This window comes from Bradyrhizobium sp. UFLA05-109, from assembly GCF_054185165.1.
On the sequence record NZ_JBBIAR010000056.1, the window covers coordinates 1 to 17,715 of the forward strand.

The following is a 17,715-nucleotide window of genomic DNA, read 5'->3' on the forward strand; positions in this document are numbered from 1 at the left end:
CTTTCCTGCAAAATCGAATACTAATCAGGACCAATTCTGCTTATTTCTCAGACCGATCCGTATTCTTCACGGATGACTACGTGAACGGATCCTTCTCGAAAGACGCCGAGCCGGAACTGATCGCCGAGATCGCAGCGAACAACGACCTCGTTCTGACTGCCATCGGCGATTGCGGATCCTGCTGTTCCTGCTGCATCGGTAACGCTTCGAGAAGCTCGGCCTGCCATCGGCCGCCATCATCACCACGGAGTTCGAGAAAGAGACCGTGCTGATCCGGACCGCGATCGGCATGGAAGGCTTGATCCCGTAGTCATCGATCACCCAGGCCGAGATCGAAGCTGGCGCGGCTACGGTCGCCGAGAAGGCACCAAAGGTCTGGCTCGGCAAATAGTCGCCCCCTTCCTCCCGGACTTGGGCCCGGACCTCGAAAGAGCCGGGGCCCTTTTTGCCCTCACTTCAACGACGGTCACCCGCACCGCTGGCCGAGCCCGCCGCCCCGGTAGCGCAACCCCAACTGAGACCGACCTCAAACAGAGTGCTCGGACGGCTCCAACGCTTCTACACGATGTGGTTCGATGGTGTACTCCGTCGGCCAAAACGCGATGGATTGACAAGCTCGTTCGAGCTAAGTCGAGACCACATCTCTCTTCGCCACTGAGCGACGCGCGCAAAGCTCAGACCTACGCTAAACTTCGCTATAGCACCCGGCAGCACTACCCACTCAATCATTTCGGACGACGTTTCATCGTTGATTTGCAAGCACAAATCTTCATGCCTGACGGACAAATCCCGACGGTATACCCGCCCCAATTTTTTGGTCTTGAATTCACAGAAAAATTCGTGCCCCTTGAAATATTGGCAATTCCGCTACCTATCGGAGTCAATCGACTGAATAGCGCTGCGTGCGTAGCCGGGATGGCTACTCCTCGCACTGGCACAGCGTGGCTTGAAATACCGTCAAAGATCAGGAAAGCGCTAGTTCGGTCGTTCAGTGGTCCCTCGCAGGCTCATCGCTCCGCTGCGCGCCAGCAAGGCCGCTGCGCTTGTGGGTGAGGCGAGCGACGGCGGCTCCGAGGGGATGGCTCAACCACATCCATGATCATTTTGCTGAACTTGACGCACAGAACTTTTTATCTGTTTTCGCGATCGGCCGGGACTTCAGGTGCCCCAGCCAGACTCGGCAAACCAATCAACCGCTGGATCCCGAACGGGCATTTCGCCGTGGAAACTGAACGGGGATTGTGCGGCGCCAGAGGTTGCCAAAAATTGCAGCTGCTAAAATAAGAACAGGATTGAGCGAAGCCTCAAAATTTCAACTGAGGCACGGGCCGCGAGTAGGAGCAAGGGGTCCAGCTCTGCGCCTTCAAAGTCCTCGCCATCGAAGGTCCGACCCGCCGCCGCATCTGCGCATGGCGGAACCTTCCCTAACTGCAACGGGAGCCGGTCGGCAGCTCGCTAGACAGCCTTTGTGAGTGCACCATCGATGATGAGGTTGGTGCCGGAGATGCGAGATGCTACCGTGCTCGCAAGAAACACCACGCCGGAAGCGACTTCTTGCGGCGTGCCCATACGCCCGGTTGGATTGAGCGACATTGCAGTCTTGTAGAGATCAGGCATGCCGCGCTCGATATTCTGCCAAATGCCCCCTTCGAAGTAGGTGTTGCCTGGCGACACTGCGTTAACGCGGATTCCCTTGGCGATCAGCTGATTGCTGAGGCCCTTGGCATAGTGGATCAGGGCCGCCTTGAAGGCGCCGTACGACCCGGCGGCGAAATCGACCTCGAAGCCCGACACGCTCGAGACGATGATGATCGACGCGGATTTCGACTTTTCCAGATAGGACAGCGCGGCCGCGACCGAATTGACGGTGTGCATCATGTCGGTGCGGAACGATTTCTCCCAGGTCTCCGGCGTGTCGCCGACCGCCAGCGCGCTCACATTGCAGACGATAGTATCGATGCCGCCGAGTTCGGCGGCGGCCCCATCGATCCAGCCCTTCAACGCGACCGGATCGGCGACATCGACCGCCGTGCCCCACGATTTGACGCCCTTCGCCGAGAGGCTCTTCACGACGTTGCCAACCTCGTCGGCATTGCGGGCGCAGATCGCGACGTTGGCGCCCTCGGCCGCAAATAGCTCGGCGATCGCAAGCCCAATGCCCTTGCTGCCGCCGGTTACGAGTGCGCTCTTTCCCTTCAATCCGAGATCCATGGTCGCCTCCGTTGCTGGTGCGGCGGCCTGCTCGCATGCCGGCAGGCCGCCCCGGTGCGGTTACATCTTCTTCCAGTCTCCGGCGCTTTCGAACGCGGCGGCGGCGCGATAGATCGTCGGCTCGTCAAAATATTTGCCGATCAACATCAGACCGATCGGCAGACCGTTGCTCATGCCGCAGGGAATGCTCATCGCCGGATGTCCGCTGGCGTTGAACGGCGCAGTATTGGGAACCATTTCGAACGCGCGCTGGATGTAGAGCTCGCGGGGCGCGTCTGCGGGCGGTAGCGGCGTCGCCTTCATCGGCAGGGTCGGCATCAGCAGCAGATCGTATTTGGCCAGCGCCTCGTCATAGGCTGCGCGCAGCTTGCGGTTCAAATTCTGCGCCTTAGCGTAGAAATGGCCGCGATAGTGCTTGGTGAAATATTGCCCGAGCAGCATCGTGATCTTGAGGCTGTCGGACAATTCGTCGGCGCGATGCTTCCAGGCGGAGTGGGCGTCCAGCAACGTAGTGTTGTAGAGACCACGCCAGTTCGTCCCCATGCCGTTGCCCTTCATCATGAACTCGGTGGCGCCTTCGGCGGCGATCGGCAGCCAGATCGCCGGCGCAGCGAGGTGCATCGGGATCGAGATTTCCTCGACGGTGGCGCCGAGCTTTCGGAACAAGTCGGCGCCCGCCTTGACCTTGGCGTCGACGTCTGGCTCCGAACTTGGATGCCCAAATCCTTCCCTCACGATGCCGATACGCAGTCCCCTGACGCCGCCTTCAATCTCGTCGTTGTACTTTCCGACCTTGAGAGCGCCCTGCCTCGGATCAAGTCCATCGGGCCCTGCCAGCACCTCCAGCAGCACCGCGTTGTCGCGTACGTTGGCCGTCATCGGGCCGGTGTGGTCGATCGTGAGCTCGATCGGCATCACGCCCGTATAGGGCACGAGGCCATAGGTCGCCTTCATGCCGTAAATGCCGCTGAAGGCGGCCGGAATGCGGATCGAGCCGCCCTGATCGCCGCCGATCGCCATATCGGCCTCACCGGTCGCCACCACCACCGCGCTGCCTGAGGACGAACCGCCGGCGGAGTATCCCATCTTGTGCGGATTGTGCACAGGACCAGCTGCACAGGTGTGGCTGCCGCCGGAGAAGCAGAAATATTCGCAGTGCACCTTGCCAACGATGGTGCCGCCGGCGTCGAGCATGCGGGTGACGATGGTGGCATCCGTATCGGGGATATAGCCCTCCAGCGTCGATGCGCCGTTCATCATCGGGACGCCGGCGAGCGAGATGTTGTCCTTGAGCGCGATCTTCTTGCCGGCGAGCTTACCATTCGGGGCGCCTTTGATTTCGGTCTTGACGTACCAGGCGTTGAACTTGTTCTCCTCGCCCTCGGGGCGATAGCCGGGCGTGCGCGGATATTTCACCGCCGGAACATAGTCCGGCATGGCATCGACCGCATCGTAGGCGGCGTAGTTCGCCTGCATCAGCGCGTCGTAGGATTTGAGCTCTGCATCACCCATGTGCATGCCGAGGTCCTCGGCGACGCTGCGCAGCTGATCGAGTGTGGGTCTCCTGACTACCATGGCTTGGGTCTCCCTCTGGTCATGCCCGCGTGCGGCGGGCCTACGTTGCGATACCGACAAATTCTCCGACGAGGCTTGCGTCGCCGAGCTCGCCTGGTGACACTTCCCGGGTAATCGCGCCTTTCTGGATAATCAGGATGCGCTGCGACAGCGAAGCAATGAAGTCCAGATTCTGCTCGACCAGGATCATGGTGAGCCCGCTCCTGGCTCGCAGCCGTTGCAGGGTATGGACGATCTCGTCGATGATCGAGGGCTGAATGCCTTCCGTAGGCTCGTCGAGCAGGATCAGCCGCGGGTCGCCGCAAAGGCAGCGCGCGATCGTCAGCAATTGCTGCTCGCCGCCCGACAGCGCTCCGCCGGGGCGATCGAGCAACGCCTTCAGGCGGGGAAACTCCTCCAGCACGGTCGCGATGATGTCTTCTTCCACGCCGTCCTGCGTGCTGCAGCCCATGCGCAGATTCTCGTAGACTGTAAGCCCGGGGAAGATCTCGCGGCCCTGCGGCACGTAGCCGAGGCCGAGCCGCGCACGCCGGTAGGGTTCGATCGACGTGACGTCGTCACGGCCGAACATCACACGACCGCTGGTCGCCGGCAAAAATCCCATCAGCGCCTTCAAGAGCGTGGTCTTGCCCATGCCATTGTGGCCCAGAATGCCGATGAATTCGCCCTCATTGACGGAGAAGCTCACCCCGTTGAGGATCGGAATCCGGCCGTACCCCGTTCGCAGTCCCTGTACATCGAGCATCATGCGGCTGCCTGTTTGCCTAGATAGATGTCGCGCACCTGCGGATTGCGCATGATGTTTTCAACGGTGTCCTCGACCAAGACGCTGCCCTGGTTAAAGACCGTGACCTGCTTGGCGATCATGCGGATGAACTGCATGTCGTGCTCGACGACGATCAACGCCTTGGTACGGTTGATCTCGCGCACCAATTCGGCCGTCTTGTTGACCTCCTCGTGGGTCATTCCGGCGGCGGGCTCGTCGAGCAGGATCAAATCGGGATCGGTTGCCAGCACGAGCCCGAGTTCGACCCATTGCCGCTGTCCATGGGCCAGCTGCCCCACCAGACGTTCGGCGGCTTCCGTCAAGCCGACCCGCGCCAGCATCTCGTCGACGACGCGCCTCGCCTTATCGCCGGAATGAAGGCGGTTTGTCGCCAGCCAGATATTTTCCCGTACTGAAAGGCCGTCGAAGACACTCGGCACCTGGGTCTTGATGCCGATGCCGAGCCGGGCGATGTCGTGGGCGTGCGCGTGCGAAATATCCTTGCCGCGGAACAACACCTGGCCATGGGTCGGCTCCAGTTGTCCGGTCAGCATCTTGAAAAACGTGCTCTTGCCTGCGCCGTTGGGACCGATCAGGCAGCGCAGCTCGCCTTCGGCCAACGAGAAATTGACCTGGCGCACGGCGCGAACGCCGCCGAAATGCATGCTGAGATCCTGGGTCTGAAGCAGAGGTGCGGCCATCAGCCCTCCTCCGCCCGCTTAGGCTGTAGCCGCTTCGCCTCTTTGCCACGCGAAGCGAGTAGCGATTGGCCGATATCGCCGAGCGTCGGCACCAGTCCTTTGGGCACCAGCAGCACGAACGCAATCAGGATAATGCCGAAGATCAAAGGCGCGTTGGCAAAGATCTTGGCCCACCAGTCCGAACCGCCGCTGGGCTGGTTGGAGCCGAGCGCGGTCGTGAGCCATTGAATGCCGATGCACCCGACGATCGGCCCGATCAGCGTGCCGCGCCCGCCGACGATAACCCAGATGATGATCTGCGCTGATTGGGCGAGACCGAAGATAGTGGGACTGACGAAGTTGCCCCAATTGGCGAACAGACACCCGGCAAATCCGGCCAGCGCACCACCAACGGTGAATGTCGCCAGCTTGTAGGCGCGCGGATCATAGCCAAGCAGTTCAGCACGCCGTTCGTTTTCCCGGATGCCGACGATGATGCGGCCGAACCGGCTCGCCAACAGCAGGCGCAATCCGAAATAGGTCGCGAGCAATGCGGCGGTCGCCAGATAGAACATGCCTTCGAGATCGATCGGCGCACGCTTGTTGCCGGGCATGTTCAACGGCGGAATGCCGGGAATGCCGTTGAAGCCGCCGAGTCGTGCCGAGCCGATATGGAATTCCGGTCCCGCCGTCGAGTTGATGGAATTGAACAGGATCAGCGTCACGGTCAGCGTGATGACGCCGAGATAGACGTCGCTGATGCGGCCGTAAAACATGAAATAGCCTAGCAGCGCCGCAAACGCCGCCGGCACGATGACGGCAAGCAGCAGCGGGACCGTGCTCTCGCCAATGTTGAACATCGCGATCGCGTAGGTATACGCGCCGAGCCCGAAGAACGCGGATTGGCCGAAACAAAGTATGCCGCCATAACCCCAGATCAGAGCGAGGCTCAGCGCCAGAATCGCCATAATCATGTAGACCGTGAACTCGAGCACGACGTCGAGTTCGAAGAAACGCGGTACCAGCACCAGGAACCCAACGCCAATCACGCCGACGAGGCCAAGGCCGATCAGATTGAGCGCGCGGGCGTTCACAGGCCTCTCCGGAAGAAGCGGCCGGTGATGCCTTGCGGCAGCAGGCGGATCAGGATGATGGCGGCCGCGAGCAACGCGACCTCACCGAACACCGGCGTTGTGACGAAGGTCGCGATCTGGTTGATGCTGCCGAACAGCGCCGACGCCGACACCGTGCCGCTGAGGATCGCGGCGCCGCCGCCGATCACCGTGATGAAGGATTTGGCGACATAGGCAACGCCGATGGTCGGGAACACACCGGAGACCGGCGCCAGCACGGCGCCGGCAAGTCCCGACAGCGCCGCGCCGAGACCGAAGGTGATGGCGTAAACGCGGGGCGGATTGACACCAAGCGCTGACGCCATGTTGGCGTTCTGCATCGTGCCGCGGGCGATCAGGCCAAGCCGCGTCCAGCGCATCACGACGAAGATCACAGCCAGCACCACGGCCGCGACGGCGATCACGAACAGCGTATAGGCGCTCGTGCGGTAGGCGCCGATCTGGAAGCTGCCGAGCGGCGCTGAGATGCCGACAGTGGTATTGCCGAAGATCGCCGTGGTCAGCCCGACCAGGAACAGGCTGAGGCCCCAGGTTGCCAGCATCGTGTCGATCATGCGACCATAGAGAAAACGGATAATGGTCCGCTCGACGACGAGGCCGATGAGGCCGACCACGATCGGTGCCACCACCAGCATCGCGATCCAAATGCTGATGCCGTGGCTGGTGGCGACGATTGCCGCATACCCGCCGAGCATCAGGAATTCGCCATGCGCGAGATTGATGACGCGCATCATGCCGAAGATGATCGCCAGCCCGACGCTAATCAACGCCAGGCTGGCTATCGCATACAGGACCTGGATTGCCAGAAGAACAGCGAGATCCACGTTCACTTTTCCGAAACACGAATTGAGGGCCGGTCCGGTCTCAAATCTTTATCACGTATTGCTGGTTGTCGGTCGGGTTCTTGATGAGGTCGCAGACAGCTGCGGTATCGGCGGGCTTCTGCTGGGCAAAATCTTCCAGCACCTTGAGCTTCTTGTCGGCGACTTCGGCGATGTGCACATCGAGCACGCAATGGTGCGTCGGCGGATCGATCGTGACCTTGCCGGAAGGCGCATCGATGCTGATCCCGGTCTCCAGGGTTTCGATGACCTTCATCCGATCGACGCTGCCGGCCTTCTTGACCGCTTCCGCCCACAGCCGGAACCCCTGGTAGGTACCCATCGCGAGTTCGGTGATGTTCGGATAGTCGGCGCCGAAGCGCTTGTGGAAGCTCGCCACGAACTTCTCGTTGACGGGGTTCTTCAGGTCCTGGAAATAGTTGTAGCAGATCAGCATGCCGTTGCATTCATCGGGCGACAGCACGATGTGCTCGTTGCCGACCGCGAACGTAGTCGATGCCATCGGAATGCTCTTGCGCATGCCCGCGGCCGCCCATTGGCGGTAGAACGAGATGTGCGCGCCGCCGACCAGTGCCGACCAGACGAAATCCGGCTTGGCCGCCTGGATTTTGGAGATGGTCGGACCAAAATTGGTGACGTCGAGCGGGAAAAAGTCGATCGAGGACACCTCGCCGCCATTTTCGGTGACGTATTTTTTCACCCATTGCGAGGTGATCTGCCCGTAATTGTAGTCGGCCGCGACGACGTAGACCTTCTTGCCCCATTTCTTCATGGCATGAGGTACCAGCTTTTCCACCGTCTGCGCCGGGGTCACGCCGGTGTCGAACTGGTTGCGGTCGCAGACACCGCCTTCATACTGCGTATTGTAGAAATACAGCGTCTTGAACTTGTCGAGCACCGGCCGGATCACTTCGCGCGACGCCGAGGTGATGCCGCCATGGACGACCGCGACCTTGTCCTTCAGGGCCGCCTGCTGCGCGAACTGGGTGTAGAGCTGCATGTTCGACTGGGTGTCATAGTTGATCAGCTTGACCTGCCGGCCCAACAGGCCGCCGGCAGCGTTGGCTTCCTCGATCGCAAGCGTCAACGCGTCGACCATCGGCTTGCCGTAGATGTCGAGGCCGCCGGAGAGATCGTGGATGCTGGCGACGTTGATCGGATCTTCCGCCCATGCGCTGGAGGAAAACATCCCGGCGGCAGCGGTCGCAGCGGTACTCTGCAAGAACGTTCTGCGATTGAGCCTCATAGCCCTAGTCCTCCTCGCGGTTGCCGATGATTCATGAAGTCAGATATTTCTTCAGAATTGACGCGCCCATCGTGTATTTCGGGTCGACCATGTTTCCGAGCCGGATCCGTCCGGCCTGGCTGAGCAGCATGTAGGCGTCGATCTCGTCGAAGCCGTAATCGGCGCTCATCCAGCGAACCAGCTCGCGATAGGCGATGCGCGCCGCATCCTCGAGTGGTCGGGCGCTGCCGATGGTCATGAGGGACTCCCGGGTCTCGAGCCGCGGCCACGCAAAGCTCCAGTCCTTGATGACGTCGATCTGCATCGTGACGGTGGCGCGCTGCTCGATCGCGACGCCCGACAATTCGCCGTCCCCCTGGGCGGCGTGGCAATCGCCGACATAGAGAAGACCGCCTTTGACATGCACCGGGAAGTACAGGATAGCGCCCGGCGCGACATCGGGCAGGTCCATATTGCCGCCGTGATAGTCCGGCTGCAGCGACGAGATTGCCTCGATCTCGGGCGATATCCCGATGGTGCCGATGAACGGTTGGTACGGCAGCGTGATCTTGTCGCTCCAGCGCACGCCGTCCTTGTCGACGTGCATGACCCTCACCCGCTCCGGCAATGGCGGATTGAGCATTGCGGTTGAGGCAGTTCCGACAAGGCCGCCAAATTCCGGAATAATGCAGGTCTTGCCCGCCGGCTGCGCGCCGCGGGTCTCCACCGCATGAATATGCACGGCCAGGCAATCGCCCTTCCCGATGCCGTTGACGGCAATCGGGCCGCATTGAGGATTGAGGAAAGGAAACTGCAGCTTTGCGGTCGGACTGTCCTTTTCGCTGGTGATGACGCCGCCAAAGGCATCTTCGGTCTCGACGGCGACGACATCGCCGGGATCGATCGTCAGAGACGGCGTTGCGTAAGGACCGTAGACGTAATGGAAAGGCCCCTGCTTTTCGATCGTAAGCTCGTGGCGTCGTCCCGCCCGGCCCTTGGCGAGGCCGCGCTTTGCCATGATGGAGGTCTTCAGCCAGGTGTCGTCGGTCATTGCGAAATCCTCGGAGGCAATCGGCATGCAAGCAAGCCAACGCCGGATTTGCCCGGTTCAGTTTGATTTCCAGTCTCCGGCGGCTTCGATCGCCCGCGCCAGGCGTATCAGCGTCGCTTCCTCGAAGTGACGCCCGACCAGCATCAGGCCGACCGGCAAACCATTGACGCGGCCGCATGGCACGGTGAAGGCAGGATGTCCGGAAACGTCGAACGAGCAGGTGTTGGCCTGCATGTTGAGGGCGACGTCGATCACGGTGTTGAGGGGCGCATCGGGCGGCGGGATCGGCGTCGCAGTAAATGGAATTGTCGGCATCGCCAGCGCGTCGAATTTTTGCAGCGCGTCATCGTAGGCCCGATGCAGCAAAGGCCGGAGGTTTTGCGCCTTGGAATGATAGCGCCCGTGATAGTGGCGGTGCATATATTCGCCGAGCATCAGCACCAGCTTCACCGTCGGCGACACGTCATTGATCCGTGTTCCCATGCCGCGCGCAAGCGCCTCCTGCATCGAGACCGGATAATAGCCCTGGACGTTGTTGCCGACGCCGTAACCCTTCAGCATCATCTCGGCGGCGCCTTCCAGAATGACGCCGCTCCAGACATGCGGTCCATCGAGATGCCAGGGCACGGAGACTTCTTCGCTTGCGATGCCGGCTTTGCCCAGCGCCGCAATGGTTTGTCGCACCTTCTCGTTGACCTCCGGATCGCTCTCGGAATGGCCAAACCCCTCGCGCAGGACGCCGATGCGCAGCCCCCTCGCGGGATTGCCGAGCGCCGCCATATAGTCGCCGGTGCGCGCGGCAATGGTCCGTGTGTCCCAGCCGTCATGACCGGCGATGACCGTCAGCAGGCGGGCGACGTCTTCGACCGAAGCGCACATCGGGCCGCAATGATCCACCGAGTAGCTGATCGGCATCGAGCCGGTGGTCGGCACCAGGCCCCAGGTCGGCTTCAGACCGTAAACGCCGCACCAGCTTGACGGCGTCCTGATCGAGCCGCCCTGGTCGCCGCCGAGCGCCATCGGCACCTCACCCGATGCCACCAGCGCGGCACTGCCGCCGGAGGAGCCGCCGGCGCTGTGCGCCGGATTGTGCGGGTTACGGATCACGCCGCCGGCGCAGGTATGGCTCGCGCCTGAAAAGCAGAGATCCTCGCACGCAGCCTTGCCAGCGATCGTGCCACCGGCGTCGAGAATCCGCGTCACGACCGTGGCGTCGAGTTCGGGAACATAGCCTTCGAGCAGCGCCGAGCCGTTCATCATCGGCACGCCAGCGACGCAGATATTGTCCTTGATCGCGATGTTCTTGCCGCTCAACAACCCCTCTGCGCCGGTACGGATGTTCGTCTTCCAATACCAGGCGCCGTAAGGATTTTCAGACGCCGCAGGCCGATAGCCCGGCGAGCGCGGGGCAATCGGCGCCAGCGCCGGAGGCACCAGCTCGTCCAGCCGGCCATAGGAAGCCAACGGTCCCTTGAAAGCCTGCTGAAATGCAGCGATCTCGTCAGTGGTGAGGACGAGGCCAAAGTCGGCGCCGAGATCCTCGATCTGCTCCAGCGTCGGAAGGCGAACTGCCATGCTCCACCCATCATGTCAGGGAGACAAAATGAAAAAAGCCACCCGCGGCCCGAGAAGGGCCCCGAATGGCAACAATGCCGATGCTATCAATGGTCGCGTAGGTTACGGTGCAGATCGAAACTTGGAGCCGTCACTCAGACGTCATCGGCTGCGCGAGAACTCTTTCGCCATGCACGCGTTCACGTAGCCGTCATTGTGTCTTAGCGCCGCTGGCCTTGTCAATGCGAGGTCAGCACCTTTTTTTTGGTGGTCGCATCAATGGCGTGCAGTGCTGATTGACGATGCAAGGAAGCAAGGCCTAGTTTCTTGCGACGAGACTGTTGCCGAACAGCGCCCGGGTTTCTCCATGAGCAAGCCGTCCATCCCTCTCGGCCTCGTATTCTCCCAGTCGGGACCCTATACCATGATGGCGGGCGAAATGCGCAAGAGCGCATTGATGGCGGTCGACGAGATCAACCAGAGCGCCGCCTTCGATTTCACGTTCACGCCACACCTCCGCGATCCCGGCGGAGTCGTCGCCGAGTATCACACCGCGTGCGCCGATCTCATTCATGAGGAGCATGTCGGGCATATCGTCGGCTGTTACACGTCTGCCTCACGCAAGCAGGTAATTCCGATCGTCGAACGGACCGAGCGGCTGCTCTGGCATCCGGCGCGCTACGAAGGGTTCGAAAGCAGCGACAACGTCATCTATGTCGGCGCCGCGCCCAACCAGCATGTCGTGCCGCTGGTGCGCCACATGCTCGACCACATCTCCGCCGACGTATTCTGCATCGGGTCGAACTATATCTGGACCTGGGAAATGAACCGCGTCATCCGCGAAATCGTGACCAGCGCCGGCGGCCGCATCCTTGCCGAACGCCTGCTCGAACTCGGCGAGATCGCAGTGGACCACATCGTCACGGAGATCATCGACCGAAGACCGCCGGTCGTGTTCAATACGCTGGTCGGTGAATCCAGCTACGCGTTCATGCGCACCCTCCATGCGGCGGCGACGTGTGCCGGCCTTTCGATCCCGATGCTGAGCTGCAGCCTGTGCGAGCCCGAACTCAAGCTGATCGGATCAGCAGCCTCGGTCGGGTGCATTACCTCATCCGCATATTTCGAGAGCATCGAGGGCGCCGAAAATCGCAGCTTTGTAGCGCGATGGAAGGCTCGTCATGGCGAAAACAGCAGCCTCTCGGTCGATGGACAGTCCACTTATGTCTGCGTCATGCTGCTTGCCCGCGCCATCCGCCGCGCGGGTTCGGCGGAGGTCGGCGCCGTGCGGCGCGCCGCGGCAAATCATCGCTACGATTCCCCGCAAGGTCCGGTTTGGGTGGATCCCGACAACAATCACTGTTTCCTCACGCCAAGGCTGGCACGCTCCATGCCTGGATGTCAGTTCAGTATCTTCTGGGAAGCCGATGCCCCTGAACGTCCGGATCCGTATCTTTCGAACCTGGACCTGAGCGCGTTCGGCAGGAGGTCGGGAAAGAGCAATGATGCGGTAGCGAAGTGTTCGAACCATTTGCGTATCGTGAAATGACTAGACCATCCCCCTTTTCCGTCCGCGGCCGTCGCGCTCTCATGGTCATGAGAGATGAGCGCGAAATCCCGATCGTGCGTCGCCAGCTCAGCCGCCTCGGCATGACTATTTCCGAGCATGATCCGGCCGAGCCGCCGCCGATCCAGCCTTCCGACGTCATCCTGTTGGATGCAGACAGCATTCCCATCAAGTCTGACCACGCCACCATGTGGAAGGGTAGCGTCCCGATCATAGCGCTGATCGGAACGGAAACGCCCAGTCGATTGAAGTGGCTGCTCGATCTGCGACCAGCGTCTTTTCTCGTCAAGCCGCTCCGCTCTGCCGGGCTTTACACCGCCCTGGTGATCGCGTTCGATTCAGGGCAGCGAAGAGTGGAGCAAGCCGCGCACATCGAAAAGCTGGAGGATCGCATCAGGTCCCGGCGGGTTGTGTTCGCCGCCGTCCTGCAGGTCATGCGCGGTCACGATATGTCCGAGACCGAGGCGTTCGCGCTCATTCGGCAGACGGCAATGCGACATCGCACGACGATCGAGGTCTTGAGCGCGGAGATCCTCGCTGCTGGAGGAATGCCGAACCGGACTACGCGAACGGCATAGCAATTGCCGGCTTGAGATCGCTGCTGCTGATGCCGCAACTCTGCATAGGATCTTCGTAGGCGGCACGGATCGTAAGTACGTCATTGCAGAGAGCGCACTGAAACCTGTGCAAGTCCACGCCTGGGCGCTCCTGTCTCCGGGTCAAGCACGTGAAGATTTGCTCAGAAGGCTACCGCGAGTTTGCGCGGCACCGCGATGTGAATAGCGTCTTTGTGTTTTTCGTCACTCTGCCGATGTTCGTGATTTTCTGGGCGATCTGCGTGAAGATGGGGGCTCGATTTAGGGCAGCCACCCGCCGGATGGTCGGATGGTCGGAGACGGGGTTGAAAGGCGAAACGCGAATTCAGTGCCATTGCGGTCGAGTTAGGCCGATTGGCCAATCGCATGCAGGGCACCCCTAAGGCATGTTGTCTGCTTGGGCTCACGTCACGGTCGGTCCGGAAAATTGGCCTCAGCTCTGAGTCGCCTCGAGCTGGGGCCAAAATTTAAGATCTCCCCTAAGCCTTGTTAACTTGCATTCGTTACCCTGCCTTACCCGCAATTGTCTTTTTTTCGGGGAAGCAATGACTGACGCAATTGCGATCTTTTCACCTCGCGCGAGATGCAGCGTTGTTTTCATAGGCAGCGAGTTATTTCTCGCCGTCTTGAGGCAAGCAAGCACTCTTAAAAGCAGCGAGCGAGTTTCGCGTGCTTGCTGAATTAGGACAATTGATGGTGCGCGGTGCGGTAAGCCTTTCCGTCTGCGCTGTCGTCGCCCTTTGTGTTTTCGGATTCCTATCGATGATGGGTGATGATCCGGCCGCGAAAGTGCGACCTGCCGATCATCCCTGCAAAGCGAGCCACTGCCCGGCAGGAAGAGCGAAGAGCGGCGCGCTGCATTAGCGTCATGAGCCAAGGCCGTGCGGGATCTATGCCGCACGGCCTTGGTTGCGACTGTCCAGCCCTCTCGGATTCCGTCGCCGTCGATACGTCAGCCGATTCATGTCAGCTGCCGTCACCAAAGGGTGTCCACTTCTCCACAGCCAGGAGGACGTGGTTAGTGCGTTTAGGAACGAAGGCTTCGGAAGCAGATTGCCGGTTCGGGGCCTGATCCTGACAGTCAGGCATTATTCTCTGCGTTGACGATGGCCCCGGCATTCCCCCTAATCTGGGGCCTCTTCATTGGGCGCGAGGACCGCCCTGTCACAAACCTGTGGCATGACCATTGCACAGTCAAAATCAACTGGGATTTCAGTGCCCAGTTAGAAGATACCGCGATGCCGGGATCAGTATTTCGAGCCCGACAGCACCTTTTTCAGGAAGCGTATTTCCGGAGCACCCATGCCATCGAACACGATTGAATTGATTGTTTCCGCTTATGTACGTTTGAAGAACCGCCGAGCATTGGAGGACATGCGTGAACTTCGGCACAAGCTGCTCGGAGGCCGACAAGCCGCGTCCGGCATGGATCCGGGTCTGGCTCTGAACCAGGTTCAGGAGGACCTGCGAGTAATCGAACAAGGGCTAGAGCAGCTGCGAATGAATGACGCTGCCCCAGAACCAGAGGCGCGCTGAATGGTTGTGGCAAATCCGAGTTAGGCCGATTGCGAGGCGACCGTCAGGCATGCTGTCTACCTGAGCCGCCGCACCGGCCGGCTCGGCCACTCGGCCTCAGCTCGCCTGAGCCTCCTCGAGCCAGGGCCAAATTTTTGAAGTGCGCGCACTGCGGCGGCGGCGACGCGGAAGGCTCCGGCCTTTCGCTAGCCCGAGCGCCGAGCCGCTCCTTGGCGTCCGGCCGCAGGCTTGCGCGTCCAAAAAAAGGAGGAGCCTCATTGTGCTAAGTCGCATTCGAAACACGGTCTTCAAGATTCAGAAGCAAGCCTCCTCGCGGCGCTTCTTTCCCGCCCCATTTCTTGCGAGATGCTTCAGAGGTTCGCAGCGGTGACTTGTTGGTGTCCAGCCGCGGCGGCAGTTGCCCTTGTCGTGGGGAACTATGATCCTCTCAACACACGCCATCGTCGGTGCCGCATTGGCGAGCTTGATACCGGATCATCCGGTAGCTGCCTTCGTGATCGGTGTGGCCAGCCATTTTGCGATCGACGCGATCCCGCATGTCGACTATCCGCTTCACTCGATTAGGGGGCGACGAAGCACCAAGTCGGCGCTGACCCTCATCTGGCTGTTAGTCAAAGATCTCGGGTTGATTACGGTAGATGCTGGCATCGGCCTGGGCGTCGTGCTCTGGCTTTACGGTGCCGGGCCGGCTGTGCTCGCTGGCGCATTGGGGGCAATGTTGCCGGACCCCATGCGACTGGTGAGCAAGCTATATCCGAAGGAACCGCTTCGATCACTGCAGCGGTTTCACGCTTGGATTCACTCGAAGCGAAAGCTGAGCTGGCCACTTGGCGTCGTTTCTCAGCTCTGTGTTGTCCTGCTTTTTGTCGGACTGGCATCAGCCCTCGGCGGCGCGAACTAAGTTACCCACTGTTTATCCACAGCTGTGAAAAGGGCTGGCGGCCCGGCACACGCCCCCGCCGAAGATGTGCCGAGCCTAAGGCGGCTCCAACGCGAGCAAGAGCCGAAGTCGCCATTCGTATTTACCTCGGAGCGCGGGGCACCGTTCAGCACCGCAGGGTTTGCGCGCATGGTCGAGCGTGCCGGAGCGGAGGCAAACCTCGGCTTCAAGGCCCACCCCCACATGCTGCGGCATGCTTGTGGGTTCGCGCTCGCATCGAAGGGGCACGACACCCGGGCGCTTCAGGCGTATCTCGGGCACAAGAACATCCAGCACACGGTGCGATATACGGAGCTGTCCCCCACGCGCTTTAAGGATTTCTGGCGGAGTGATGGCCTTTAGGGTGGAGATCGTGGCAAGTACTGCTCCGCGGGGCGTACCGGTTCGTCCGCCACACACGACGAGTTGGTGTTCATCGTAACCCGATGACGGGCTTAACGAAGCCATAAGGGTTATCCACGCGGTATCGCGTACACCTACAACGTGACGCACAACCCCGATGACCAAATCGCTGCGATTCACTGAAGCGTCCCTCGCGCGCGCCATTCGTGGCGTCGAGCGCGCGGGGCGTCATGTCGTCGGGGTCCGCCGCGACGGCACGTTGATTGTCAGCGCGACGCCGGTCGATCCCTCTTACCTGGTCCCCGAAATCAAGCAGAATACCCATGCCTCCAAATGGGAGGACCAGCAGGTGTGACCGCGATGAAAACCGACCTGCCCTATCTGAGCCGGGAAGAGGACCGCCACGGCAATCCGCGCATCTACGTGCGCCGCGGCGGCAAGCGCATCCGGATACGCGAGCAGGAAGGGACGCCCGCGTTCGCGGAAGCCTATGCTGCCGCGGTGAAACAGTTGCCAGGCCGGCGCTCTGTTACCGTGACGGTAACACCGCATCCGCGCGGTTCGCTTGGCTGGCTTGCCGCGGAGCACTTCAAGTCGAAAGGCGAAGGGGAGTTCTTGCGGTTGATGCCCGACAGTCAGACGCGACGGCGCAACATCCTTGAAGAATGCTTGCGGGTCTCGCTCTCCGATGACGATCCCGAGCCCATGGGGAATTGCCCGCTTAGATATCTCACTGCACAAAAGATCAAACGCATGATCGAAGCCGCCGACGGTCCGGGGGCGCGCGCCAACCGCCGCAAGCATCTCTCTGTACTGTGCGCGTGGGGTGTGGAGTACAACCATCTCTCCAGTAACCCGGTGCGCGACGTAAAAGCGGGGCGGCGTGTTAAGGGCGCTGGCTTCTACACATGGACCATCCCCGACGTTCAGCAGTTCCTCGGCCACCACAGCGGATCGGAGAAGAAAGCGCGCAAGGCGCGTCTTGCGCTCTCACTCCTGCTATTTTCCGGCGCGCGGCGCCAGGACATGGTCACGCTCGGCAAGCAGCACACGCGTACCGGTGACTGGATCACCTACGTGCCGAAGAAAACGCTCTACCGGCGGCGCACCGTGGTGCAAAAACCCCTGCTCCCGGTCTTGAAGCAGATCATCGAGGACAGCCCCTGCGGCTCTTTCACGTTCTTGGAATCCGAGTATGGCAAGCCCTTTACGCCCGCGGGTTTTGGCAACTGGTTCCGCGACCGATGCGATGAAGCTGGCTTGCCTCAATGCACGGCTCACGGCTTGAAGAAGTGCGGTGCGACGCTTGCCGCAGAGAACGGCGCCACGACGCGGCAGTTGATGGCCATGTTCGACTGGGACACCCCCCAATGGCCGAGGTCTATACCCGGGCCGCCGAACAGAAGCGCCTTGCCGGCGAGGCCATGCTTCTGATCACGCTCGAACGAAAAGAATACGAAAATTGTCGCACCACACCCGAGGGTGTTGTCGCACCCGAGAAAATTGCCAAGTAAAATAGACGCTTGGGCAAGAGGTGGTGGGCGCACCAGGGCTCGAACCTGGGACCCGCTGATTAAGAGACACGCTGTCAGCGTTGATTTTTCAAGAGAATTTTTCCAACCGAACCAAAATCCGATCATTATTGATCAATGGCTTACAGTGAAACATCCAACCGTCTGCAGACTCTGGTCCACGAG

16 protein-coding genes and 1 pseudogene are annotated in these 17,715 nt (G+C 60.9%); 8 read left to right on the top strand and 9 right to left on the bottom strand.

Annotation, left to right across the window (positions count from 1 at the left end):
• Positions 1-80: 80 nt before the first annotated feature.
• Positions 81-310 (top strand): annotated as a pseudogene (locus tag Q3C01_RS32445) (UGSC family (seleno)protein).
• 1,145 nt (positions 311-1,455) lie between these two features.
• On the opposite strand, the gene Q3C01_RS32450 reads toward Q3C01_RS32445, so the two are convergent.
• From Q3C01_RS32450 to Q3C01_RS32490, 9 genes are read right to left on the bottom strand one after another with little or no spacing between them, the layout of a single operon-like run.
• Positions 1,456-2,211: an SDR family NAD(P)-dependent oxidoreductase gene (locus tag Q3C01_RS32450; RefSeq protein ID WP_458149344.1), complete on the bottom strand. Its 756-nt coding sequence runs from the start codon at positions 2,209-2,211 to the stop codon at positions 1,456-1,458.
• Positions 2,212-2,271: 60 nt separating this feature from the next.
• The gene (locus Q3C01_RS32455; RefSeq protein ID WP_458149345.1) at positions 2,272-3,786 is read right to left on the bottom strand and encodes an amidase; all 1,515 of its coding nucleotides are present in this window, start codon (positions 3,784-3,786) and stop codon (positions 2,272-2,274) included.
• Between the two features lie 40 nt (positions 3,787-3,826).
• A complete protein-coding gene (locus Q3C01_RS32460; RefSeq protein WP_458149346.1) occupies positions 3,827-4,534 on the bottom strand; it encodes an ABC transporter ATP-binding protein in 708 nt (235 codons plus the stop codon).
• The gene (locus tag Q3C01_RS32465; RefSeq protein WP_458149347.1) at positions 4,531-5,253 is read right to left on the bottom strand and encodes an ATP-binding cassette domain-containing protein; all 723 of its coding nucleotides are present in this window, start codon (positions 5,251-5,253) and stop codon (positions 4,531-4,533) included. Before Q3C01_RS32465 ends, Q3C01_RS32460 begins: the two co-directional genes overlap by 4 nt.
• Entirely contained in the window at positions 5,253-6,326 is a 1,074-nt protein-coding gene (locus Q3C01_RS32470) for an ABC transporter permease subunit (RefSeq protein WP_458149348.1), read from the bottom strand. Before Q3C01_RS32470 ends, Q3C01_RS32465 begins: the two co-directional genes overlap by 1 nt.
• Positions 6,323-7,189: a branched-chain amino acid ABC transporter permease gene (locus Q3C01_RS32475; RefSeq protein WP_458149349.1), complete on the bottom strand. Its 867-nt coding sequence runs from the start codon at positions 7,187-7,189 to the stop codon at positions 6,323-6,325. The genes Q3C01_RS32470 and Q3C01_RS32475 overlap by 4 nt, the downstream gene beginning before the upstream one ends.
• A 40-nt stretch (positions 7,190-7,229) precedes the next feature.
• Positions 7,230-8,453: a transporter substrate-binding protein gene (locus tag Q3C01_RS32480; RefSeq protein WP_458149350.1), complete on the bottom strand. Its 1,224-nt coding sequence runs from the start codon at positions 8,451-8,453 to the stop codon at positions 7,230-7,232.
• A gap of 31 nt (positions 8,454-8,484) precedes the next feature.
• Entirely contained in the window at positions 8,485-9,483 is a 999-nt protein-coding gene (locus Q3C01_RS32485) for an acetamidase/formamidase family protein (protein WP_458149351.1), read from the bottom strand.
• 57 nt (positions 9,484-9,540) lie between these two features.
• The gene (locus Q3C01_RS32490; protein ID WP_458149352.1) at positions 9,541-11,058 is read right to left on the bottom strand and encodes an amidase; all 1,518 of its coding nucleotides are present in this window, start codon (positions 11,056-11,058) and stop codon (positions 9,541-9,543) included.
• A gap of 346 nt (positions 11,059-11,404) precedes the next feature.
• On the opposite strand from Q3C01_RS32490, the gene Q3C01_RS32495 reads away from it, so the two are divergent.
• From Q3C01_RS32495 to Q3C01_RS32525, 7 genes are all read left to right on the top strand, one after another.
• Positions 11,405-12,586, top strand: a complete 1,182-nt coding sequence (locus tag Q3C01_RS32495) for a transporter substrate-binding domain-containing protein (protein ID WP_458149353.1) — start codon at positions 11,405-11,407, stop codon at positions 12,584-12,586.
• Positions 12,587-12,633: 47 nt separating this feature from the next.
• The gene (locus Q3C01_RS32500) at positions 12,634-13,182 is read left to right on the top strand and encodes an ANTAR domain-containing response regulator (protein WP_458149392.1); all 549 of its coding nucleotides are present in this window, start codon (positions 12,634-12,636) and stop codon (positions 13,180-13,182) included.
• Between the two features lie 1,320 nt (positions 13,183-14,502).
• A complete protein-coding gene (locus Q3C01_RS32505) occupies positions 14,503-14,736 on the top strand; it encodes a hypothetical protein (RefSeq protein WP_458149354.1) in 234 nt (77 codons plus the stop codon).
• 418 nt (positions 14,737-15,154) lie between these two features.
• A complete protein-coding gene (locus tag Q3C01_RS32510) occupies positions 15,155-15,637 on the top strand; it encodes a hypothetical protein (RefSeq protein WP_458149355.1) in 483 nt (160 codons plus the stop codon).
• 66 nt (positions 15,638-15,703) lie between these two features.
• Positions 15,704-16,018, top strand: a complete 315-nt coding sequence (locus Q3C01_RS32515; protein ID WP_458149393.1) for a tyrosine-type recombinase/integrase — start codon at positions 15,704-15,706, stop codon at positions 16,016-16,018.
• A 157-nt stretch (positions 16,019-16,175) separates the two neighbouring features.
• Positions 16,176-16,373, top strand: a complete 198-nt coding sequence (locus tag Q3C01_RS32520) for a hypothetical protein (RefSeq protein WP_458149356.1) — start codon at positions 16,176-16,178, stop codon at positions 16,371-16,373.
• 5 nt (positions 16,374-16,378) lie between these two features.
• Positions 16,379-17,452: a tyrosine-type recombinase/integrase gene (locus tag Q3C01_RS32525; protein WP_458149357.1), complete on the top strand. Its 1,074-nt coding sequence runs from the start codon at positions 16,379-16,381 to the stop codon at positions 17,450-17,452.
• Positions 17,453-17,715: the final 263 nt, after the last annotated feature.

Coding starts and splice junctions, on each gene's coding strand:
- Q3C01_RS32450 (WP_458149344.1), bottom strand. CDS start 2,211: ATGGATCTCGGATTGAAGGGAAAGAGCGCACTCGTAACCGGCGGCAGC.
- Q3C01_RS32455 (WP_458149345.1), bottom strand. CDS start 3,786: ATGGTAGTCAGGAGACCCACACTCGATCAGCTGCGCAGCGTCGCCGAG.
- Q3C01_RS32460 (WP_458149346.1), bottom strand. CDS start 4,534: ATGATGCTCGATGTACAGGGACTGCGAACGGGGTACGGCCGGATTCCG.
- Q3C01_RS32465 (WP_458149347.1), bottom strand. CDS start 5,253: ATGGCCGCACCTCTGCTTCAGACCCAGGATCTCAGCATGCATTTCGGC.
- Q3C01_RS32480 (WP_458149350.1), bottom strand. CDS start 8,453: ATGAGGCTCAATCGCAGAACGTTCTTGCAGAGTACCGCTGCGACCGCT.
- Q3C01_RS32485 (WP_458149351.1), bottom strand. CDS start 9,483: ATGACCGACGACACCTGGCTGAAGACCTCCATCATGGCAAAGCGCGGC.
- Q3C01_RS32490 (WP_458149352.1), bottom strand. CDS start 11,058: ATGGCAGTTCGCCTTCCGACGCTGGAGCAGATCGAGGATCTCGGCGCC.
- Q3C01_RS32495 (WP_458149353.1), top strand. CDS start 11,405: ATGAGCAAGCCGTCCATCCCTCTCGGCCTCGTATTCTCCCAGTCGGGA.
- Q3C01_RS32500 (WP_458149392.1), top strand. CDS start 12,634: ATGAGAGATGAGCGCGAAATCCCGATCGTGCGTCGCCAGCTCAGCCGC.
- Q3C01_RS32505 (WP_458149354.1), top strand. CDS start 14,503: ATGCCATCGAACACGATTGAATTGATTGTTTCCGCTTATGTACGTTTG.
- Q3C01_RS32510 (WP_458149355.1), top strand. CDS start 15,155: ATGATCCTCTCAACACACGCCATCGTCGGTGCCGCATTGGCGAGCTTG.
- Q3C01_RS32520 (WP_458149356.1), top strand. CDS start 16,176: ATGACCAAATCGCTGCGATTCACTGAAGCGTCCCTCGCGCGCGCCATT.
- Q3C01_RS32525 (WP_458149357.1), top strand. CDS start 16,379: ATGAAAACCGACCTGCCCTATCTGAGCCGGGAAGAGGACCGCCACGGC.